The following is a 22,714-nucleotide window of genomic DNA, read 5'->3' as shown; positions in this document are numbered from 1 at the left end:
AGCGGATTTAAAACCCGCCCCTACTGATTATTGAGCGTGATAGTCCTTAAAAGACTGATAGTAAGAGTCTTCGGGATTGTACAGGTGACATTCATCTGTAATCTGCTTCATCAAAGACCAAGAGAAGCGACATTCACGAATTGAGTCTCCCCACTTTTCTTGGATACTGCGATGAGCTAGTCGCAAGTTATAGGAGGGAATTGCGGTAGAAATATGGTGGGGAATGTGAACGTTGATGTCGTGGCAGAGAAATTCTACCCAGCGCGGATAATCGCAATGGACGGTTCCAAACAGTTGCGCTTGAGCTTCATTCCATTGCTCAGCAGGAGTGAAGGGAATTTCCGGCGCTGTGTGGTGAACCAAGGTAAAGGTACTCATCCAGAAGTGGTACACCAGCCAGGGTAGAAGCCAAAATTTGACAAACCCCCAGATGCCGAGTGTGGTAATTAATAAGGGGAAGGCTACACTGGCAAATCCCAACACGACTAGCGCCGATAATTTCACTTTCTGGCGGTCTTTACCTTTAAATTGCCACCAACTAAAATGCATAGCACCCCAGTGGACAATCGAAGCCACCCACCAAAATCGACCCCGCAGTAAGCGATAGCCCCACTGTCCCAAGCTTTCTAAACTGTTATAAAACTCTGGTTGAAAGGGTTCCCAAGCATTGTCTTCATTGAGTTTATTGGTGTGGGCATGATGGTAATTGTGCAGAATCCGCCAACTGTGGAAAGGGTAAATTAGCGGCAGCATGAATAACTGTCCTACCAAATTGTTCACCCAGCGCCGATTGGCAAAGGAGCGATGTCCGCAGTCATGGGCAATGACAAAAAAACCAGTCAACGCAGTGCCAATAAAAATCCAGAGGGGAGGTAAAAGAAACCAGGGAGCGATCGCTAAACCCCAGTAGCCCAAGCCAACCATTAAAACGTTAATCAGCGCTGTGAGCCAAGCTTTGCGGCGATTCTTGGTAAAAACCTCACGCGGTAGACTTCTCAAAATGTCTCTTAGGTGCAGGCTGTCAGTGGTTGCATCCGAGTTCGGGAGCGTTGCTGGGATGGTCGATGTCATGCAGAGATTCAAGTTCTCGTGGTTTTCGTTGAGTGCAGTGCGTTTATACGCGCACAAAAATACTGCCCGATACAGATTTGTGGCAGGCAGTATTTTTGATCGGCGAATGATTTATAACTTCGGGCAAACGAAGCTAGCACCGAAGAGTTGCCGATAGAGTTACAAACAGCATTTCTAGGGATAAAAGCCTCTTCCTACGAACCTTACGGGTTAGCGGTGCTGGGTGTCGCCGCCATCTCGCGATCCGATGCTAACCGCTGCTGTTTGATTGTTTGCAGCTGTTGCAAGAGAATTTCAACTTCCGCCTGCAAATGCAGGAACTTAACTTGCTGGTCGGCTTGATAGACAGCTTTGGTCACAGGCTTCAGATGCTTGTCACCAGTTGGGGCTGTCAAAAGATTGCTCAGCGGCTCGGAATTGCCAACAGAGTCTTGCGGACGGGTCAGTGTAGATGAACGAGTGGACATCAGCTAAACAGATATTTCTGTGTACTCACACCATCCAGTAATTTTAGCCTGAAGTGGTAACTAAGTTAAATTTTATGTGTCGCTTTTCTAATTGGCTAAAAAAATGCTGTGTTCTGTAGAAGTTAGGTCGGTACTGCTACCTTTGTCGCTCTGGCGGACGCAGGCTGCGCCTACGGGTCGAATACGGCTCGCGTCGTTCCTTCAATAATGGACACAATCGAGGCACCGCCTCGATTGCGAACCAAATTTAAAATCGGTTTAATTTCGCCAAGGACGACTCACCTGTTCCAATTGGGCAACTTCCTCGCTGCTCAATTCCCAACCGAGCGCCCCGGCATTCTGCCGCGCCTGTTCGGCTGTCTTTGCGCCTGGAATCGCAATCACATCGTTCTGAGCGATTAACCAATTGAGGGCAACCTGAGCGGGGGTTTTTTGATACTTTTCCCCTAACTGACTCAGCAAGGATGTCACCGGGGAGATTTTCTCCAAGCCACTGCGGCTGAAGCGAGAGTCAAATCGGCGGGCACCCGTCGGTTCCTGGTACTTCTCAACGGTGTACTTACCAGTGAGTAACCCTTGTGCAAGAGGGCTGTAAGCCAGGATTGTCACCCCCAGTTGCCGCGCTGTGTCTAGAATGCCGTTGGTTTCGATTTGTCGCGTTAGCAGAGAATAGCGTACTTGGTTCACCGCTAAAGGCACACCCCTGGCTGCCAGCAGTTGGTGGGCTTCTTTCATTTGTTCGGCTGAATAATTGCTGACGCCGACTGTCGCAATTCTGCCTCGCTTCACCTCATCGGCTAGAGCATTCATCAGCGTCTCTTGACTCATTAAGAAGGTAAAAGGCCAATGCACTTGATAAAGGGCGACTTGCTCGACCCGCAGACGTTTTAAACTTTCTGTTAAAGCATCTGAGACAGATTGAGCCGTGAATCGCCAAGGGGCAGGGCCGTATTTGGTAGCAATTTGGGCAGGACACCCAGTTTCTTGCATGAATTTTCCCAAAAGTGACTCTGACTCTCCGAACCCGTAAATCTCAGCAGTGTCAAAAAAGGTAATGCCGGAATTTAGCGTGGCTTCAAAGGCTTCTCGTAGTTGGGCTTCCCCGTAATCGCTGCCATAATTCCAAAACAGCTTGTCCCCCCAAGCCCAAGTGCCGATACCGAGTTGGGTGACTGTGGGACCATCGCGTCCTAAAGTAATCGTTTGTAGGCTCAAAATTTCTACTCTTTACAAAACTTTATATTTTTCAGTTTAACGTCGCAGACAGTCGCAGATGAGTATGGTGAAATGAAAACAGCAAAAGATGCTTTCATTTGCTTTTAAAAAAAGATGGCAACAGGTGATATATCAAATTTGCAACCAGAAGACTCGAAACCCCGCGAGTCATTTCCTCCCAAGGTGAATTTATTCACCATGTTCCGACTCGGCTTATTTCAGATGGGATTGGGGATGATGTCCGTTTTGGCGCTGGGCATCCTCAACAGAGTCATGATTGGGGAGTTAGCAATTCCTGCCACAATTGCAGCGGGTGCCTTGGCGATGCACCAGTTTGTTGCCCCAGTGCGAGTGTGGTTTGGGCAAATGTCGGATGCAAAGCCGATATTGGGGTATCACCGCACGGGTTATGTGTGGATAGGTGCAACACTGTTTGCGATCGCATCCTTCCTCGCCGTACAAGTAATGTGGCGGCTGGGCAATGTGGTGCAAGCTGCCGGGGGTTGGTCGTGGACAACCCAAACCTACGGCTGGACTGGTTTGCTGGCACTTGTCTTCGTGTTTTATGGCGTGGCGCTGAGTATGAGTTCGACTCCCTTTGCCGCGATGTTGGTGGATGTTTCCGATGAAGATAATCGTTCTAAACTCGTCGGGATTGTCTGGTCTATGTTGATGGTGGGAATTGTTATCGGGGCAATTCTCGGCAGCAGTTTGCTCAAGCAAGTCGGCACAGACGCACCCCTATCAGCATTGCAAGCCTCGATCGACCGCTTGTTTATGATTGTACCGGCGACCGTGGTGGGTCTGGCATTGCTGGCGACGGTGGGCGTCGAGAAAAAATATTCCCGCTATACCTCTCGTTCCACTTTAGTAGAGCGAGAAGATAGCATTACCTTGGGTAAGGCATTGCGAGTGTTAACCGCTAACCGGCAAACGGGAATCTTTTTTACGTTTTTGCTGGTGATGACGATTAGTTTGTTTATGCAGGAAGCAGTCTTAGAACCTTATGGGGGCGAGGTTTTCCGAATGCCAGTTTCGGAAACAACCAAGCTGAATGCTTACTGGGGACTGGGCACCCTGATTGGAATTAGCAGCACTGGTTTTTTGATTGTGCCGCGCCTAGGTAAGCAAAAAACCGCTAAGCTAGGCTGTTTGTTAGTAGCCGCTTGTTTTGTGTTGATTATCCTGTCAGGATTTAGCCAAAATCAAAAGTTATTGCAGGGTGCGTTATTCTTGTTTGGTCTTGCCTCTGGTGTCACAACCACTGGCGCGATTAGCTTAATGCTGGATCTGACAGCAGCGGAAACGGCAGGTACGTTTATCGGTGCTTGGGGATTGGCGCAGGCAATGGCACGGGCACTAGCAACCGTAACGGGGGGTGCTGTTTTGGATGTGGGGAAAAAGCTATTTGCAAACCCGGTACTTTCTTATGGATTGGTCTTTGCGCTGCAATCCGTGGGGATGGTGCTAGCGGTTTGGTTCCTCAGTCGAGTAAATGTGGCAGAATTTCGCACAGATGCCAAGAAAGCGATCGCAACTGTCCTGGAAGGTGAATTAGACTAACGAATTGCGAATAGATCATCGCTAATGGTGAATTGTATTGCCATTAGCCATCAACCCCGAACCACGAACGCAGATGACAGATTTTTGGGAGAAGGTTCTCAGCTTTGCACAAGAGACGACTGTTAGACTCGGTGAGCAACTGCTGCAAGATTTTGGACAGATCCAGGCAGAACATAAAGCAGATGGGAGTTTGGTAACGCAGGCAGATAAGTGGGCGGATCGAGAAATTCGAGAAGCGATCGCGCGCACATTCCCCAGCCACGATGTTTTGAGTGAAGAGGCAGAACATACCTTTTTCGGTTCCGAATGGTGCTGGGTGATCGATCCGGTTGATGGCACCACCAATTTCACGCGGGGAATTCCAATCTGGGGAATTTCAATGGGGTTGCTTTATCAAGGCACTCCGGTATTCGGGTACGTGTATTTTCCCCCCACCAGACAATCTTTTCACGGCTTTTGGCACGGTGAAGGCGGTGAAAATGGTGCTTTTTTAAATAATCGCCCGATTCACACTAGTCCAGATGCTCCGAGTAATAGTCACTTCTTCTGCGTGTGTGCCAGAAGTACCTCTATTTTGCAGAAACCTTTCCCCTGCAAAATCCGGATGCTAGGCGTCACCACCTACAATTTCCTGGCAGTTGCTTCCGGTACCAGCTTGGGCGGGGTTGAATCTACCCCCAAAGTTTGGGATATTGCAGCAGTTTGGGCAATTTTGCAGGCGGCGGGTGGGGTTTGGATACCGCTGAATTCAAAACCTGTGTTTCCTTTGCAAAAAGGAGTGAATTATGGCAGTATTTCTTTCCCCACTTTAGTCGTGAGTCGTCCCGAACTCGTCCCAACTTTTCAACCTTTAGTGCAATTTTTGGGCAATAACAATTGACACTGCCGCTCTTTAAGGAAAGCTTCTTACATCTGGCTGAGGGTGGTTGAAATCAATCCTCTTCCCTCAGCCCTCTTCCCTGACTCCTCAGCCCTCACTCTTTTTCTCTCAGTCCTCAGTCCTCAGCCCTCAGCCCTCAGCCCTCAGCCCTCAGCCCTCAGTCCTCAGTCCTCTCTAATAACCGCTTGGGGCACCTTCCCCGCGAGGATCGGCAGCCCCTTCTAATAAGCCTTCAGGGGTGACGACGATCGCGTTCGCATTTCCCCAAGGCGATCGCTCTTCGATTTTGTGCCCTCGACGGCTCAGTTCTGCAAGCGTGGCGGCGTCTAAGCCGTAAGGTTCCACGTTGAGCTTGTCCGGAAGCCATTGATGATGGATACGGGGGGCGGAAACGGCGGCACCAGCATCCCTGCCGTATTCCAGGACGTTGAGGACAACTTGCATCACGGTAGTAATGATCGTGCTACCCCCAGGCGCACCGACAGCCATCCGCAGCTTGCCATTTTCGGTGACGATCGTTGGGGTCATACTGGAGAGGGGAATTTTGCCGGGAGCGATCGCATTCGCTTCACCGCCCACTAAGCCAAAAACGTTGGGGACTCCCGGTGCAGCGGCAAAATCGTCCATCTCGTCGTTTAGCAGAATCCCCGTTCCCGGCACCACCACACCCGATCCAAACCCGTAGTTAATCGTGAACGTGAGGCTGACGGTATTGCGATCCTCATCGACTACTGTTAAATGAGACGTATCTTGCGATTCTTTGGGCTTGCCAAAGCCCTGTAGCGTCTCCTGATTCCCTGCCTTTACCTCAGTAGAAGATCGCGCCCGTTCTAGACTAATTTCCTGGCGTCTTTTGGCGGCGTATGCCGGATTAATCAAGGCATTAACCGGGACTTTCACAAAAGCCGGATCGCCCAAATGTACGGCTCGATCTGCATAAGCGATCCGCATTGCTTCCACCATTAGATGCAGGGAGTCTGGGTGGTGCCATCCTTTGGATTTTAAGTCAGTTTCCCCAATAATATTTAAGATTTGCAGCAGGTGAACGCCTCCCGACGAAGGCGGCGGCATCGAGCAAATCCGAGCAGCGCGGAAATTGCCGCAGACGGGGGCACGCCAAGTCGTTTTGTAAGATTTTAAATCTTCAAGGGAAATCAAACCCCCATTTTTTGCCATATCGCTCGCGATCGCGCGGGCAATCTCGCCAGTATAGAAGTCTTGAGGATTGAGGGCGATCGCTTGTAAGGTTTTGGCTAAATCTTTTTGTACCAGCTTCTCTCCCGGTGCAAACAAAGTGCCGTTCGGCGCAAAAATTTGTCGGGCTGCGGGATTATTGAGAATGGCATCCTTGCGGTTTCCCGCAACTTGGGCAAAACGCGAGGTAGGGTTGATCGTAGAGCCTTCGTTGGCAAAACGAATCGCCGGTGCGATCGTTTCTTTCCAGGGAAGTTTGCCATACTGGCGATGGAGTTCGTACAGTCCCGCCACCGTTCCGGGCACTGCTACTGACAAATATCCATTGACACTGGCATTGGGACGCACTTTCCCCGCTGCATCCAGGTACATATCCCGCGTTGCCTTCAGGGGGGCGCGTTCGCGGAAGTCAAGCGCTTTGATTTCGCCAGTTTTCTCCAAGCGTACCAGGGCAAAACCCCCGCCGCCGATCCCAGCCGAAAAAGGCTCGACAACGGAAATGGCAAAAGCAGTTGCCACGGCTGCATCGACTGCATTGCCTCCCTTGCGTAACATACTCAACCCGGCATCACTTGCCAGTCGGTGGGCGGAGACAACCATCCCCCGTTTGCTTCGGAGGGGCTGTACAAATGCTGCGGGTGCTTTGTCGCACCAAGACACGGAGACAGAGACAAGAACTGTCACCAGTGCCAGGGAAAAACGCTTAGACCTTAGAGAAATAGGCATTATTGTGGCGCAACAGAGCGATCGCGATTGCCCCCTAACATATCACTTACTACTGGCGATGATTGTTTTTTTTCTTAAACCAATCCCTTTTCCTGACCACCATTTAAGAATGGGTGCGTCCGGTGAGGTTAGCGATCGCTGTCGCTATCTCCACGGGGTTGACTGGCTTAGAAATGTGTACCTGGAAACCTGCTTGGAGCGCCTTGATACGGTCTTCAGCTCTGGCGTAGGCAGTCAGCGCTACAGCCGGAATTGTTCTACCTTGTATATCCAGCGCCCTGACTTGACGAATCAGGTCGTAGCCATCTTCTTCCGGCATCCCAATATCGCTCACCAAGATATCCGGCTGCAAGCGGTGGAGGGCTTCCAGTGCTTCGCGGGCACTCGTCACAGCGGTGACTTGGGCGTGGTATTGCTCCAAGATGGCAGTTAGCACTTCGCGGGCGTCGGGTTCATCATCCACAATTAGCACTCGCAAGCCATCCAGCGTTACGGCACAGGAAGCGAAGTCGGCGGAGGAAGGAGGAAGGTGAGAATCTAATTCATCTTTCCGGTTTTCTGCTTCCTCCCTCCGGAGCGGTAAATTCACAATAAAGGTTGCGCCTAAGCCAAGTCCGGGGCTTTGGGCGCGGACGGTTCCCCCTTGCAATTCTACGAGGTGGCGCACGATCGCAAGTCCAAGTCCGAGTCCGCCATGCGATCGCGTCGTTGTACCATCGGCTTGACGGAAGCGTTCAAATACATAAGGGAGAAAGTCGGCACTAATCCCTTGTCCCGTGTCAGTTACTCTGATTTCGGCATAGTTGGGAATCGGGAATTGTTCGTTCCCATTCCCCCTGCCTACAGAAAGTTGTACCTCGATCCGCCCTCCCTTGGGGGTGAACTTGACGGCGTTAGAAAGCAGATTCCAGACGACTTGCTGCAAACGAGCGGAATCGCCCAAAATGAGTCCGACTGAGCGATCGCATCTAGAGTCAATTTGAATGTTTTTCGCTTCTGCTGCGGGTAGCACCGTATCGATAGCCGCCTCAATCACGGGTACAAGTTCGATGGGACGCACATTTAGGCGCAACTTGCCGGTAATAATCCGCGAGACATCTAGAACATCCTCAATCAATTGAGACAGTGACCTGGTATTGCGGTCGATGGTTTCCAGGGCGCGGGCGGCAGTGGCGGCGTCAAACTTCCGGGTACGCAGGAGTTGAGTCCATCCCAGCATGGCGTTGAGCGGCGTTCGCAGTTCGTGGGAAAGGGTCGCTAAAAACTCATCTTTGGTGCGGTTTGCTTCTTGGGCTTCCCGGTAAAGGCGTGCATTCTCAACCGCGACGGAAGCCATCTGTGCCAGTTGGACGAAGATGGCTTCATCTTGTTCGGTGAACTCACCCTCGTATTTATCCGACAGTTGAATCAAACCGATATTTTTCCCGTTGTGTCCCGTCAGGGGTGCAGCTAGCCAGCCTCGCATTGGTAGATTATCAACAGTTTTGTCAAATTCTTTCCAAGCCGGATGTGCCTCCAGCTCAGCTTGCGTCATCCGCATCGGGCGGTTCCTCTGCCAGACAAGCGAGTAGATGCTCGTCGTCACATCAAGTTCTTCAGGGGATTCGCGCCTGGCTGCATATTTGTCTGACACAGAGATGGCGTTGAGAGACTGCGCCCAGTCTTGATTAAAACTTAGTTTGGCGTGTGACTGGTGGGCACCGATGATGGTACGCGCTTGGTCAGCGATCGCTTGCAACCGCTCATCAATCGAGAGTGTAGAGTTGATGGCTAAAGCAGCATCCGCCAAGCCTCGAAGTTGGGTCGCCCGTTGTTGTTCGTTGAGCAAAAGTTGGTTGCGTTCTTGCTCTAACTGCTTGCGATCGCTAATATCGGCAACAATGGACATACAGCTAAGATTTCCCTGAGCGTCACGCACCGGACACGCCCAGACACTGATATCAACCAGTGAACCGTCCTTCTTTCGGCGACGTGTTTCTATAGCCGTTAATGTTCCGCCTTGCTCGATAGCATCAAGTTGTGCTATAAACTCGTCTCGTTTATCTTCTAGGATGCTAGGAAGAAAACAGCCGACTACCTCTTGTTCGCTCCAGCCGAAGATCCGCTCATCTGCTGGATTCCACAGTTTTACCGTTCCATCATCAATACTGAGAACTGTAATCCCCAGGGGACAAGCTTGAATCAGGCTGTCAAGAGTTTGGTTCGTTGCTTGCAGCGCTTCCTCAGCTCGCTTCCGTTCGCTGATGTCTTCAACCATGCCCAATCCATAGCAGGGGTTCCCTTCTCGATCGTAAATTGCCGTAGCTGTAAGATTAATCCATAAAATTTCCCCATTTTTCTTGATATAACGTTTTTCTACTTGATAGCGAGTTAGTTCACCTGTGAATAATTGCTCTGTATAGCGCCAATCTTTTTCAACATCTTCGGGGTGGGTAATCTCTGTAAAGGTCAATTGACTGAGTTCTTGCTCTGGGTATCCCAACATCTCACAGTAGGTTTTATTCATTTTGACCAAGCGACCGTTTATGTCAACCACGGAGATGCCAATGGGTGCCTCTTCAAAAAATTTCCGGAATCGTTCTTCGCTTTCTCGAAGTGCTTCCTCGGCTCGGACGCGCTCTGTAATATCTTCGTGTACCAAAACCACTTCGCGAATATTTCCGGTTTCATCTTTTACGGGATAGATGAAAGCCTGCGTCCAGCGTTCTTGCTTGTGGAAATCTCCTAGCTCCGAAACATAGTAGATGATGGGTGGCATGGCTGTCGCCTCGCCAGCAAATGCCTTTTGAATGTATGGCATGATGCCTTTAGCGACTAATTGCTCATCCTGCAACAGGTTGTATTCCGAAAGTTGGTCAAGCGTGATTCCCCAAAGTTTCTCCCAAGCCTGGTTGACCTGAAGAATCCGACCGTCGAGAGCCATAATTTGCGTACTCAATGGAGACTGATCTACCAAAGCTCGGAAGCGAGCTTCTGATATTCGCAATTCCTGCTCAGCGCGTTTGCGTAGCGTAGCGTGCCGCAGGCTTTCGCTTAAGTCAATCGCAAAACCCACGCCGATTTTGTTCGCTCCGCCCAGATAGCCTGTCCCCACTAGGACGGGAACCCTGGTGCCGTCTTTGCGGATGTATTCTTTCTCGAAAGGCGTATGGGTGCCTGTCTGCTGCATCTCCTCCATCGCCTGCACATCTAAATGCCGATATTCTGGCGGCGTCATTTCCGCCCAGTTCGCTTTTCCGGATAGCACTTCCTCCTGTGTATAACCGACGATGTTACAAAAGACATCGTTTGCCTCCAGGATATTGCCAGAAAAGTCCGCAATGATGACCCCGATAATATTTGACTCAATCAAGCGTCTCGCCCGTGCTTCACTTTCTCGCAGAGCCTCTTCAGCTTGCTTGCGCTGGGTGATGTCGCGGGAAATGACCACGATCCCCTTGATGCTTTTATCCTGATTGTGCAGGGGGGCGACGATATATTCGTAGTGTTGCAAGCCGCTAGCACCTAAGAACTCGTTCTCATTTCTGATCGGTTCTCCGGTAGAGATGACTTCTTGTCTGTGAGCATCAAATCGGCTCATAATTTCTTCTGGCAAGCCGATATCTCGCCAAGTTTTGCCTACCAGCTCGCTTGGCTGGAATCCCACCACTTGGGCACCGCCAGCGCTTACATATTGGTAGCGGCCTTCACGATCGAAGATGTAAATGTGATCGACAGATGCCGAAAGAATTGCATCCAGCGTACTGGCTTGTTCTTGAAGCTCGTTTGCAAGTTGCCGAGATTTTTCTTCCGCTTGTTTGCGTAGCGTAGCGTGCCGCAGGCTTTCGCTAATGTCCTGTTGAGTTCCCCACGCTCGTACTAAAAAACCATTTTCCACAATTCCTACGAGGTTATTTAAGAAATATTTGGGATTTCCTTCTTTATCCACCTCATAGGATTCTGCATCGCTGAGTCGGTAGCCAGACTGAATAAACGCCCGCAAATATTCAATATTATGTGGCTCCGAGGGAATTAAAAAATCTTCTAATCTTACTCCAATAATTTCTTCTACACTACTAAAACCATACATTTGAGCCATGACCCGATTGCATTCAGCTAAGTATCCATGTTGGTAAAAACGCTGAATCTGCTCATCTTCTGTCACTTCTATGGGAATCGGCTGCTCAAGTTCAAATCGCCAAATTCCCTCTGAACTCCGCTCAATAAAAGCGCGGTAGCGTTCTTCGCTGTTCCGCAACAAGGCTTCAGCTTGCTTGCGCTCAGTAATGTCTCGAATAATACTTAAAACTATTTTTTTATTGCCAATTACTAGGCTTTGGGCACTCACTTCTACCGGAAAGGAACTCCCGTCTTTGCGGTAGTGAATGGTTTCAAACAAAATCCCTTCTTTGTCTGCTTGTTCAATTTGCTGAGCGATTAAATCCCGAGTTTGTGGCGCTCGTAAATCGTTAATCTTTAGGGAAATCAACTCTGATTTAGAGTAACCATAAGCCTTAACAGCAGCTTGGTTTGCTTCAATAATTTGACCATCAAGCTGAATATATAAAACAATGTCACGACTGTGTTGAGAAAGAAGTTGATATCGTTTTAATTCTTCCTCAGCGGCTTTGCGCTCGGTGACATCAGTTAACATCGCGATCGCTTTCGGCATCGCTTCACCTTTCGCGTCGCTGACACCGCCTTCATGAAAAATAAGATTTGTGGAGACAATTGCCCAAAGCGTCGAACCGTCTTTGCGGCGGTAACGGAAGTCAAACTGCTCGTTGATACCCTGTTTTCCTCGCTCCAAAGATTGCTCTAACTGAATACGAGCCTCTTCATCCATGAAGTCAAAAATTGGACGACCGAGCATCTCTTCTACACCGTAACCGAACATCTCGGCTAACCGTTGATTGACATACTCTATCCGCAGTTGGGCATCCAATAACCAGATGCCCTCGTTAGCCGTCTCGACGATGCTACGATACCGCTCCTCGCTGGCTCGTACTTTTAATATGTTCTTCTCGGATCGATGCTTGGCAGCTTTTAATTCCGCGCTGAGCCAACTAATAAATAATGCCACCAACCCAAACACCGCCACTCGCAGGATGTCCCCTCCACCAAACAAAACTGAATGGAACGGCGGGATAAAAAAATAAGAAATCGTTAAAGTAGACAAAACAGTAGCTAACAGTCCCGGTTTCGAGCCGCCGTACCAGGAACTCAACATCACGGCAGCAAAAAAAAGTGGGGAAATGTGCGGCTGAATGTGCGGCAATAACCACAGCGTCAGTACCCCAGCACTAGCAACGGCGAGTACAGCAACACCGTAGCGCCGTAATCGAGGGTTGATTTTTTTTAACATATTCTGTTCTCCTGGCGGGTTCGGCATTTGGAGCGCTTCGCACTAATGCCAACACCGATTCTTAATGTAAAAAATGAAAAACGAATCTCCCGCGCCAGCGCGATCGCGTTGCGCTGACTTGTCAGTTCGCTGGTTCGCACATCTACCCTAATGGCTCCTCGATCCGTATCATAGCCAGATGTCAAGGTCTAGCGCCTCTATATTGCAAAATACTGATGATGCCAGTGTTAAACACAAAAATCGGCTCCAACTACGCTGTTGCACAATATTGCACCATACTGTAACAATTTTGTGAGGTTGGGTTGTAAGGTTAGGAGCATCTCTTTGCTACCCCCGATGCATTCATCCCTTAATTAGGGAAAGCTCCAATTACTGCAAGGGTTCAATCGCATTGTGCATTAAGTCTCCTAAAATTATCGGGGGATTAAGAATTTAAAAAAATAATGGCTCGTAGCCCTACTTTATCTTTTGATCGTGGCACTTTAATATTGCATCCGCCTCCTAGGGGCAAAGCTTGGGTGGAATATGCGACTTGGGACGATCGCGTGGAAAAGTTCCGCATTCCGGCGATGCACTATCGTCAACTGGTAGAAGCACTACAAGCGGAAGAAACAAATTTTATCGATGAGGCGAAGGGTTTTCAAGCGCTGGAACTCGTCGCCAGCATGGAAATGGAACCCTACCCGCATCAAACCGAGGCGCTAATGGCTTGGAAGCAAGCGGGACGTCAGGGAGTGGTGGTGCTGCCTACAGCGGCTGGGAAGACGTATCTGGCTCAATTGGCGATGCAGGCGACGCCGCGCAGTACGTTGATTGTGGTGCCGACACTGGATTTGATGCACCAGTGGTATGCTCACTTGACGGCGGCTTTTCCGGATGCAGAGGTGGGGTTGCTGGGAGGGGGTTCGCGGGATAGAACAGCAATTCTGGTTGCCACTTACGACAGTGCGGCAATTCATGCCGAAAACTTGGGCAATCGCTATGCCATGCTCGTGTTTGATGAGTGTCACCACTTACCGACTGATTTTAATCGGGTGATTGCCGAATATGCGATCGCGCCCTACCGACTGGGACTGAGTGCCACTCCAGAGCGTTCTGACGGCAAACACGCCGATCTAAATCTTCTCATTGGTTCCGAAGTTTACCGCAAAACGGCAGAGGAACTTTCGGGTTCGGCACTCGCTGAGCATGAGATCGTCCAGATTAAAGTCAAGTTATCGCAACTAGAGCGCGATCGCTACAACGAGTTAATTCAACTCCGCAACAACTTTTTGCGAGAGTCCAATATTTCTCTCGGCAGCATACAAGGCTGGCAGCAGTTTGTGATGAGAAGTGCCGGTTCGCCAGCAGGACGTCGGGCGATGCTAGCCCATCGGGAAGCGAAAGATATCGCCTTGGGTACAGACGGCAAACTGCGAATTCTCGCCAATTTGATTGCCGAACATCACCCAGAACGAATTCTGATTTTTACGGCTGATAACGCGACCGTTTATCGCATTTCCCAAGATTTCTTAATCCCAGCGATTACCCATCAAACGCCGGTGAAGGAACGCCACGAGATATTAACTCGGTTTCGGGAGGGAGAATACAAAACTCTGATCGCTTCCCACGTCCTGAATGAAGGGGTGGATGTCCCCGCCGCTAGTGTGGCAATTATCTTATCGGGCACGGGTTCCCAGCGTGAGTTTATTCAGCGGATGGGACGGGTTTTGCGAAAAAGTCAGGATAAAAATAAACGTGCCATTCTCTATGAGGTGGTGGCGGAAAATACGAGTGAGGAAGGTACGTCCCAGCGGCGGCGGGGAGATAAGAAAAACGAACCGCCAAGGCGCAGAGAACGCGAAGAAAGAGAGGAGAAGAAAGGTAAACAATTGGAGATTTTGCCGTCGAAACCGATTTATGGGGTAAATTCTAATGTCGCTAAGCGAGCAGCGGAGTCACCGGCAAAATGGGGAGAGGAGGATGAACCACCCATTAGCGATTAGCAATTAGCAATTAGCAATTATCTAAATCCAAATGTTACCTACCGACCTTTTAATCCATCGTCAAAATGGCGAAACAATAGTCCCGAAGCGCTTAAATATAGATGATAAGCATCTAGAGATTGCATCCGATCTGATTACCTGTTTTCAGGAAGCGCTTGGTTGTACGCAGGGAGAACTCGATCGCCAGTTGCTGGAATTAGAAGGAGATAGCCCAGATTATCGCCTGAAGCGGGGGCTTGCCCACATTCTCAAAAGCAGTTTGTGTACGTTTGAAATCGTTAGTCCCTTAGAACCGCAAGAATTGCGGGAACGAGTCTTTGCGCTGGCGGCTCAATCTGTTCCCAGCCCTCAAGCCTCGGCGCAGACACTAAGCTTATTAGCGGACAAACTCAGCCAGGAACTCGATCGAGAAGTGCTGGCAAGTCAAATCCGCATGGGACTTTACGCAGATTTAGCCGAAAATCGCATCCTCACCCAGTTTGACACTCCGACTCCCGAAAATTTGTTGCACCGCTACAATTTATCCCAGGTGCAGGGTGTCTTCTATCGGGCGAGTCAAATTACTCTGAATGCTCACCGCAACGTTCCGGGCGAATATAAGCTGTTATTCCGCTATCTCAAATTATTTCAATTGATGGCATATATTGAAGGCGATGCGGATCATGGCTTCACGATAACAGTGGATGGCCCTACCAGTTTATTTAAGCCGAGTACGCGCTATGGGTTAGCGATCGCTAAACTCCTCCCAGCTTTACTCCACGTCACTAAATGGAGTCTCAGCGCCACGCTGCAAAACCGCGATGCCTTCACTGGCAACTGGAAAACCGGACGCTTTACGCTGAATTCTGAATGTGGTTTAGTGTCCCACTATCCACCTGGCAAGCCTTATGACAGTATGTTAGAGGCGTCTTTTGCCGACCGCTGGGACGCGCTGAAAAGTGAATGGGTATTAGAAAGAGAAGTTGACCTTATCCCCATTCCAGGCAGTGTCATGATTCCTGACTTTCGCCTCGTGCATCCCGATGGTCGCACGTTCTTACTCGAAATTGTCGGCTACTGGCGTCCCGAATACTTGCAAAAGAAGTTTTCTCAGGTGCGTCGCGCTGAATGCGAGAACTTAATTTTAGCGATTTCTGAGCGGCTAAATTTGGAGAAAGCCGGTGTTAAATTGAACGATGTACCGGCAAGAATTGTTTGGTTTAAAGATAAATTAGCACCCAAGGCGGTGCTAGCGGCAATGGATTAATCTCTACTCGCTTTCACAAGAGTGCCTTCGTCGCTATGCTCATCATGACAGCTCACTTTGGCAATTTGTTTTGGCAATTTGTTATCAACGCTACCGAAATCCAGTTAATCTACTTTTAAATATTTTCTCGCTTCTACGTAACTTTCTGATTCCCTACTTGCATAGAAAACTATATAGCAATTTTCGTTTGGATGCAGTATAGTTTAAACTCCCTCCGGCTTCTCTCCGAAAGCCGAGTGGGGTTTGAGGTTCAATGTGGAGCGCACACTTAGCGAAAACCGCGATACCAACTCTCGAAAAAGAATTTTTTTACCGTAGGGACTGCCCCAATACTGCTCGTTGAAAAATAATAATTTTAGCTTAACTTTAGCAGCAAAAAAAACAACAAATACTAATTTTGGTGGTTTAGCTCTCGTCAAATCTTATTAAGGAGTGCCCACTACTTAAGCATTGAGTATACTTTACTTCTACTTCTATCGGAAGTAGGAAGACGATTACAGAGGAATGAGTTTTAATCAAGTGCATCCCGATTTTAGGAGAAACCAAGTAGATACCGATGAATAAAGATCTTAAAACTCAAATTAAAACGCGAATTGGCATGATGTTGGTTGTGAGTGCTGGAATTTTGCTGAGTTTTCCAGCTACTGCACTAATTAATAGTCCTAATAATCACTCCAATGCTGGTAGTGGCTCCGAGCAAGCTGATTTAACTGTGAGTAGCCAAGAGTTATTAGCTCAAGATGCGCCAGCCAGCCCCGAAGATAGTCCCGAAGATAGTCCCGAAGCCAGTCCTGAAGCCAGTCCCGAAGCTAGCCCTGAAGCCAGTCCTGAAGCTAGTCCTGAAGCCAGTCCTGAAGCTAGCCCCGCAGCTAGTCCTTCAACCACAAGTACTATGAACAACAACAACACCGACCTCATGCCAGGAATTTGGCTATGTTTAAATAATCCTAGCCCGCAGTGTGGTAATCCCCCCAGACCTTAAACTCTCCACCTGTCTGGAGTGCGAAGGGGGCGCGAAGGGAGCGCGATCGCACTCCAGCGACCAATAAAAAAGCCCCCAGAAATGGGGGCTTCTTCTTTATGTTTTAGTAGCGACGAGAGAAACTGTTGTTTCTGCGACCGCCACCATCGGACGAACTTCTGTCTTCGCGGGGCTTGGCTTTATTCACTTTCATGTCACGACCCATCCATTCAGCACCATCCAGGGCTTCAATGGCAGCTGTTTCTTCAGCCTCGGTAGACATTTCCACAAAACCAAAGCCGCGCGGACGACCTGTTTCGCGGTCAGTGGGTAGCTGAACCCGCTTTACAGAACCATATTCTGCAAAAACGCCGGTTAAATCGGCTTCGGTAACGTCGTAAGACAAATTACCTACATAAATAGACATAGATCGACTCCAAAATCATAGGAACGTGGAGATTTAGATTTCGGAGAGGAGTCTGTTAAGACCAAGACGAAAAAGCCAGTCAATAAAAACAAAACCTTGCAACCGAATCAACTCTCATTTGCGATGATAGCATTTTAGGATTTGATCTGGAAAAGAGCCATAAAAGTATTACAAAACGCAATATTGAGGATGATGTAGGGGCAAGAGGCGCTCGCATACTTGGATCGGCAGTTCTCTCCCCTTCTCTCCACTTAACCGAGGATAACGGTGCGCGATCGCATCAAAAGAGTCAGTACCCGCATGGGCGAGGAGACTCCATCCTGACAGCCCTATTTTCCAGTGAAATCCAAAGCGCTGAGTGCTGACAAAATGTATCTTCAAGAAGACGTTAAGCTGCATAGAAACTGTAAGTAAGTTTGGGTTGTTTGGAATCAGCAACCAGAAGCACAGAATTTGGACGGGTCTACGCGCTTAAACAACAAGCCATGTCTTCAGCCTTGCAGCCAGAATCGGATAGCTACTGACAACAGATGCGATAACCGCAAGCCTTCTACAACTCAAAATCTAAAATGGGATTAGTGTTGTGGATCAAAGCGATTGACGAAGGCGGCTACTGCAATCATTGGCAACCCCACCAACAGGCAAATGAGCCATTGATTTAAGTTCAGTGGTGTTGTGGAGAATAAGCCATTCATTAGGCTCCACTGACTGAAGATTACTTGCAAAAGCAAAGTGCAGGCAATCCCAATTGCCAGGGCTGGGGAATTGCGAATGCGTCCGATGCCACGAATTTTGGCGATGACAGCATTTCCAAAGTGGCTAATGCTTAAAAGATAAAAGATTCTCCCGACCACTAAAGCCTGGATTGCCATTGTGCGGGCTAAATCAATATTCCCGGTTGTTTGTTTCATCCATTCAAATACGCCAAAAATTACAATCCAGTTAAAAGCAGAAATTACTAAGATCCGCTTTAACAGACTGCCAGAAAGCAAGGGTTCATTCGGGTTGCGTGGAGGCTGTTGCATCACCTGCTGAGATTTAGGCTCAAAGGCTAAGGGGACGGTCATGGCAATAGAATTAACCATATTGAGCCAGAGAACTTGTAAAGATAAGATGGGCAATTCTCTAGCGAGTAACACGCTAATCAAAATCGTCATCGATTCGCCACCATTAACGGGGAGAATGAAGGCGATCGCTTTCAGGAGATTTCGGTAAACGGTACGACCTTCCTCAACAGCCGCTTCTATCGAGGCAAAGTTATCATCGGTCAAAATCATATCGGCGGCTTCTTTTGCCACCTCAGTACCCGCACCTCCCATTGCAATCCCAATATCTGCTTGCTTGAGTGCAGGCGCATCGTTCACCCCATCCCCCGTCATCGCGACAACTTCGCCTTTAAGTTGTAAAGCTTCGACAAGACGGAGTTTCTGTTCCGGTGCAACACGGGCAAACACGACTCCATCTTCTACCGCTGTTGCCAGTTCTTGTTCATTCATTTGAGCAAGTTCTTGCCCGGTAAAGGCCAGAACTTCCCCATGCCTTTTCAATTCCATGCGAGAAGCGATCGCTGCGGCGGTGACAGCATGATCGCCCGTAATCATTTTGACTTGAATCCCCGCTTCCTGACAGGCTTGCACGGCAGCGATCGCTTCTTTTCGCGGCGGATCGATCATCCCCTGCAATCCGATGAAAATCAGATTCTTTGCAATATCACCATGATCTACTGATTGTTGCTCGGCTGACACGGGCTTCTTCGCCAACGCCAACACCCGTAGCCCCTGTTCTGCCATTGCATCGACTTCCCGATGCACCGTTTGTCCATCCACAGGGATCAAACTCCCATCAGCATCTAGCATCTGCTGACAGCGCTGGAGAATTGCCTCTACCGAACCCTTCACGTAAATCGTCGTACCGGGGTTTCCCCGCCCGTCCCCATCGCTTTTACCTTCATGCAACGCTGCCATGTACTGAAATTCAGACTCAAACGGAATAACATCCAACCTAGGCATTTCTCGCTCTAAGTTTGACTGCTTTAATCCCACTTTATTGGCAACAGCAATTAAAGCTCCCTCTGTCGGATCGCCAATCACAACCCATTGCTCGTCCTTGACTTCTAGATGGGAGTCATTGCATAACAATCCGGCTTTTAAACACTCTAGAAGAACGGGGAAATTGTTCAGGTTAATCGGCTTTTCTTCTAACAGGATTTCCCCTGCCGGATTGTAGCCGCTACCGCTGGCTGTATAGTGCTGACCTCCGGCATAAATGGCTTGTACCGTCATCTGGTTTTCAGTCAAGGTGCCGGTTTTGTCAGAACAAATGACTGTGGCACCACCCAGAGTTTCAACGGCTGGCAACTTGCGGACAATAGCATGACGACGAGCCATGCGGGAAACGCCAATCGCCAACGTCACCGTCACAACGGCGGGTAATCCTTCGGGAATCGCACTCACTGCTAAGGCTACGGCAGCTTCAAACATTTTTACCCAGGAATTGCCGTACCCCCATCCCACTGCAAACGTCAGCGCGGCGACTCCTAGAATGACGTACAGCAACTTTCGACTGAATTTGTCAAATTTGCGAGTTAAGGGGGTTGTCAGGCTGCTTCCCCGATCCATTAACTGGGAGATTCGCCCGGTTTCAGTCGCTTCCCCAATTGCGACGACAACGCCCCTGGCAGTACCAAATGTCACGAAGCTGCCAGCATAAGCCATATTGGTTCGCTCCGCCAAGGGTGCGTCTAGGTGCAAAAGCGGGGCTTCTGTTTCCGCCTCTTTTTGTACTGCAACCGACTCGCCGGTGAGTGCAGATTCGTTCACTTGCAAGTTACGCACCTTCACCAGTCGCAAATCGGCAGGTACTTTGTCTCCAGAAGTGAGGAGTACGAGATCGCCCGGTACTAACTCAGTCGAAGGAACTTGTACTTTTTGACCCTCGCGCAGTACATTTGCATCTGTTTGGACAGAAGAAGCTAAGGCAGCGATCGCGCTTTCGGCTTTTGATTCTTGGACAAATCCGATAATGGCGTTAATTAGCGTCACGCCCCAAATTACCCACGCATTCACCCATTCCCCTAGAAATGCCTTGACTGCACCAGCAATTAACAAAATATACAGGAGCGGTTGATTAAATTGCTGGAGAAATCGCACTAAGGGACTTTTTCCGGCTTTACCCTTGAGTTCGTTCGCTCCAAAACGTTCCTGTCGCTTTGTTACTTCAGCAGATGTCAAACCTGTTTCTATGTTGCTGTCTAAATTCTGAGCAACTTCTCCCACAGGTAGATGATGCCACTGATTTCCCACTGATTTCTCTTTCGCTGTTGCTGTCATTTTGTTGGCTCCTCTAGAGGCAAGAAGTCTATCTGTTGCAGACAAAAAACCAAAAAGTATGAGTTTCTTGCATAGATTCTGTTTTCTTTAGTGTTAGTAACAAATGTGACTAGAAAGTGACAGCGATCGCAAACAAAGTCGAATGTGCCGATTGTCGTCCAGCACAGCCATCTCGGTTCTCGCTAAGCTGAGAATACTAGCTCAACATGATGGCTGATGCCAGCAGCGATGAATCACAAAAGGATTTTTCGATTGATTCAAATTCAACAAACTAAAACAGCAACCAGCAGAAGCATACCCGCGCAAAATTTAAAGGCAACCATCAGGCGTCAGCGACGACCAAGGATAGCTTGGATATTCTGGATACCGATGGCTCTAGGATTGGTAGGGTGCGAACCTGCCGCAGAGTTATTGCGGCAATTGCCTGGACAGGATGTACCCGAAGCGCCGAAATTGCCTAACAGCGCCGCTCAATCCCCCACCAGTGCCCAGATGGAAGCTTCTGTCCGTCAGCGGATCAATGAAGTCCGCCAAAAGAATGGCTTAAATCCACTTCAAAACAACGAAAAATTAGCACGGGTTGCTCGCAATTACAGTCAGAAGATGGCTCGTGAGAACTTCTTCAGCCACGATAGTCCAGATGGCAGCACTTTGACTAAACGGGTTCGTGCGGGGGGAATCTCCTACTGGATGGTTGGGGAGAATTTGTTTAAAAGTGTGAATGCTCCCCAACCCGTACCGTTAGCTGTTGAGGGATGGATGAATAGTCCCGGACATCGTGCAAATATTTTGCAAGCCGAATACGCCGAGACGGGTATCGGAGTTTGGCGGCAAGGAAACACTTGTTACATTACGCAGTTATTCTTGCGATCGCAATTTTCACCCAAAGATTTATTCAAGTAATTGTGATGACAATTGCTTGACGACGATCTGGAACTGCTGTCATTAAAGAAAAAGCCCTCTTGCTGTTGAACGAGAGGGCTGTATTTTATGGTGTGAGGAGTAGAACTTTGCAGTTCTTACTATCAGCCTAGTCAGCGAATGTGACGTTTTGGTGACTATCCGATGACATTTCTTACACCATCAGCATTGGCTGCCATCCATCAATTAGAAGAGGCATCGCTGCCGCTGCATTCCCAGATTTAGAACGACAATGCATGGCTAAGTGTTTAGAAAGCTGCCTGTGTCGGGTTAGCCGAAAAACCTATTGCATCATTCAGGCACTCGCCAAGGCAGCGGATAGAGATATAGAGAACGGCTTAATCTTTTTCGGAGCATACGCCGGACGCGCAGACCGAATTATGTCTGTCGCTGAGGTGATGGCGGAGTTAACCGGAACGTGTTGAGATCGAATCGGGTGCGTACCTGCCTGTGGCGGGATCTCTTTTAGCGATCGCATTTCCTGACAAGTTCCTCAAACTGCGTTTCTATAATGAGACTGGGGAATAATACCTAGCTTGAACGGTGATGGCTGAGCGAACCTCTTTTCAAGAGAACCCCCTACAGTTGCAACACTTAAAGGCAACAGAGATGACTATTGAAGAGATCCTGAATCGGTATGCCGAAGGCAAACGAAGCTTTCAAAGGGTCAACCTGCGAGAGGTTGATTTGCAGAATGCTCACTTTCATGGTGTGAACTTCAATCAGGCAGATTTACGGCAAGCGCGATTGGGTAAAACGGACTTTAGCCGAGCCAGCTTCCGGGAGGCAGACCTCAGCGAAGCGCTCTTGTGCGGAACTGATTTGAGCGAAGCTGATTTGGAGCGAGCCATTCTACGAGAGGCAGACTTGAGTGGTGCCGAGCTGAGTTACGCCAATCTGGAGCGAGCGAACTTGAGTAAAGCAACCTTAGGAGGTGCGAATTTAGTCCGCGCCAGATTATTTCGTGCCAATTTGTTTGACGCCAATTTGCGTCCTACGTCCGACCAAGCGACGGATCTGAGTCATGCGATTTTAAGCGATGCAGACCTATGCTACGCCAATTTAAGTGGAGCTGTTTTATATAGGGCAAATCTAAATGGTGCAAAGCTTTGCCGCGCTCATTTAAATCGAACGCCACAACAAGGAATGAAATCAACCGATTTGAGCGCAGCCAACTTGCGAGGAGCTGACTTGAGTTATGCCGATCTCACAGGAGCAATTTTACACAAGGCAAATTTGAGAGATGCTGATTTGACAGGCGCTGTGCTGACGGATGCAGAGTTGCAGGGAGCAATCATGCCCGATGGATCGGTACAGTGAGGGGTTACTAACCCCTCACGCGGAGAGAGCAGTGAAGTTAATGGCTAGACTGGTTATTTCACAAG

At 49.0% G+C, this 22,714-nt stretch carries 17 protein-coding genes; 8 read left to right on the top strand and 9 right to left on the bottom strand.

Annotated features, from left to right (window positions below):
* Window positions 1-27: 27 nt before the first annotated feature.
* The 3 genes from NC994_RS19650 to NC994_RS19640 form a co-directional block, all read right to left on the bottom strand.
* Window positions 28-1,071, bottom strand: coding sequence for a fatty acid desaturase (locus NC994_RS19650; protein ID WP_190434834.1), 1,044 nt, complete (start codon window positions 1,069-1,071; stop codon window positions 28-30).
* 203 nt (window positions 1,072-1,274) lie between these two features.
* The gene (locus NC994_RS19645; protein ID WP_190434831.1) at window positions 1,275-1,538 is read right to left on the bottom strand and encodes a hypothetical protein; all 264 of its coding nucleotides are present in this window, start codon (window positions 1,536-1,538) and stop codon (window positions 1,275-1,277) included.
* A 258-nt stretch (window positions 1,539-1,796) separates the two neighbouring features.
* Window positions 1,797-2,753 carry an aldo/keto reductase gene (locus NC994_RS19640; RefSeq protein WP_190416082.1) on the bottom strand — a complete coding sequence of 319 codons (957 nt, stop codon included), beginning with the start codon at window positions 2,751-2,753 and terminating at the stop codon, window positions 1,797-1,799.
* Between the two features lie 114 nt (window positions 2,754-2,867).
* On the opposite strand from NC994_RS19640, the gene NC994_RS19635 reads away from it, so the two are divergent.
* Complete coding sequence (locus NC994_RS19635; protein WP_190434828.1) at window positions 2,868-4,316, top strand: BCD family MFS transporter; 1,449 nt, start codon at window positions 2,868-2,870, stop codon at window positions 4,314-4,316.
* A gap of 73 nt (window positions 4,317-4,389) precedes the next feature.
* On the top strand, window positions 4,390-5,196 hold the full coding sequence (locus tag NC994_RS19630; protein WP_190434825.1) for an inositol monophosphatase family protein: 807 nt from the start codon (window positions 4,390-4,392) through the stop codon (window positions 5,194-5,196).
* A 174-nt stretch (window positions 5,197-5,370) separates the two neighbouring features.
* Here NC994_RS19630 and ggt read toward each other — a convergent pair whose 3' ends face one another.
* The 3 genes from ggt to NC994_RS19615 form a co-directional block, all read right to left on the bottom strand.
* Window positions 5,371-7,116 carry a gamma-glutamyltransferase gene (gene ggt, locus NC994_RS19625; protein ID WP_190434822.1) on the bottom strand — a complete coding sequence of 582 codons (1,746 nt, stop codon included), beginning with the start codon at window positions 7,114-7,116 and terminating at the stop codon, window positions 5,371-5,373.
* Between the two features lie 103 nt (window positions 7,117-7,219).
* A complete protein-coding gene (locus NC994_RS19620; protein ID WP_190434820.1) occupies window positions 7,220-12,460 on the bottom strand; it encodes a PAS domain S-box protein in 5,241 nt (1,746 codons plus the stop codon).
* A complete protein-coding gene (locus tag NC994_RS19615; RefSeq protein ID WP_190434817.1) occupies window positions 12,454-12,645 on the bottom strand; it encodes a hypothetical protein in 192 nt (63 codons plus the stop codon). The genes NC994_RS19620 and NC994_RS19615 overlap by 7 nt, the downstream gene beginning before the upstream one ends.
* A 258-nt stretch (window positions 12,646-12,903) precedes the next feature.
* Here NC994_RS19615 and NC994_RS19610 point away from each other — a divergent pair, with 258 nt between their 5' ends.
* The 3 genes from NC994_RS19610 (at window position 12,904) to NC994_RS19600 (ending at window position 16,673) form a co-directional block, all read left to right on the top strand.
* Window positions 12,904-14,445 (top strand): DEAD/DEAH box helicase family protein, encoded by a 1,542-nt coding sequence (locus NC994_RS19610; RefSeq protein ID WP_190434814.1) that lies wholly within the window; start codon window positions 12,904-12,906, stop codon window positions 14,443-14,445.
* Between the two features lie 31 nt (window positions 14,446-14,476).
* Window positions 14,477-15,691: a DUF790 family protein gene (locus NC994_RS19605; protein ID WP_190434810.1), complete on the top strand. Its 1,215-nt coding sequence runs from the start codon at window positions 14,477-14,479 to the stop codon at window positions 15,689-15,691.
* Between the two features lie 556 nt (window positions 15,692-16,247).
* Entirely contained in the window at window positions 16,248-16,673 is a 426-nt protein-coding gene (locus tag NC994_RS19600) for a hypothetical protein (RefSeq protein ID WP_190434806.1), read from the top strand.
* A 103-nt stretch (window positions 16,674-16,776) separates the two neighbouring features.
* Here NC994_RS19600 and NC994_RS19595 read toward each other — a convergent pair whose 3' ends face one another.
* From NC994_RS19595 to NC994_RS19585, 3 genes are all read right to left on the bottom strand, one after another.
* Window positions 16,777-17,079 carry an RNA-binding protein gene (locus NC994_RS19595; RefSeq protein ID WP_190416073.1) on the bottom strand — a complete coding sequence of 101 codons (303 nt, stop codon included), beginning with the start codon at window positions 17,077-17,079 and terminating at the stop codon, window positions 16,777-16,779.
* A 168-nt stretch (window positions 17,080-17,247) separates the two neighbouring features.
* Entirely contained in the window at window positions 17,248-17,478 is a 231-nt protein-coding gene (locus NC994_RS19590) for a hypothetical protein (protein WP_190416072.1), read from the bottom strand.
* A 176-nt stretch (window positions 17,479-17,654) separates the two neighbouring features.
* Window positions 17,655-20,408 (bottom strand): cation-transporting P-type ATPase, encoded by a 2,754-nt coding sequence (locus NC994_RS19585; RefSeq protein ID WP_190434803.1) that lies wholly within the window; start codon window positions 20,406-20,408, stop codon window positions 17,655-17,657.
* Between the two features lie 252 nt (window positions 20,409-20,660).
* Between NC994_RS19585 and NC994_RS19580 the strand changes: the two genes are divergently transcribed.
* From NC994_RS19580 to NC994_RS19570, 3 genes are all read left to right on the top strand, one after another.
* Window positions 20,661-21,311, top strand: a complete 651-nt coding sequence (locus NC994_RS19580) for a CAP domain-containing protein (RefSeq protein WP_242031267.1) — start codon at window positions 20,661-20,663, stop codon at window positions 21,309-21,311.
* 254 nt (window positions 21,312-21,565) lie between these two features.
* Window positions 21,566-21,754 (top strand): hypothetical protein, encoded by a 189-nt coding sequence (locus NC994_RS19575; RefSeq protein WP_190416070.1) that lies wholly within the window; start codon window positions 21,566-21,568, stop codon window positions 21,752-21,754.
* A 184-nt stretch (window positions 21,755-21,938) separates the two neighbouring features.
* A complete protein-coding gene (locus NC994_RS19570; RefSeq protein WP_190434909.1) occupies window positions 21,939-22,649 on the top strand; it encodes a pentapeptide repeat-containing protein in 711 nt (236 codons plus the stop codon).
* Window positions 22,650-22,714 lie beyond the last annotated feature (65 nt).

It is taken from the genome of Trichocoleus sp. AS-A1 (genome assembly GCF_039962015.1).
Lineage (GTDB): Bacteria > Cyanobacteriota > Cyanobacteriia > Cyanobacteriales > FACHB-T130 > FACHB-T130.
The sequence above is the reverse complement of the archived record's forward strand: the minus strand, read 5'-3'. Positions and strand labels throughout refer to the sequence as shown.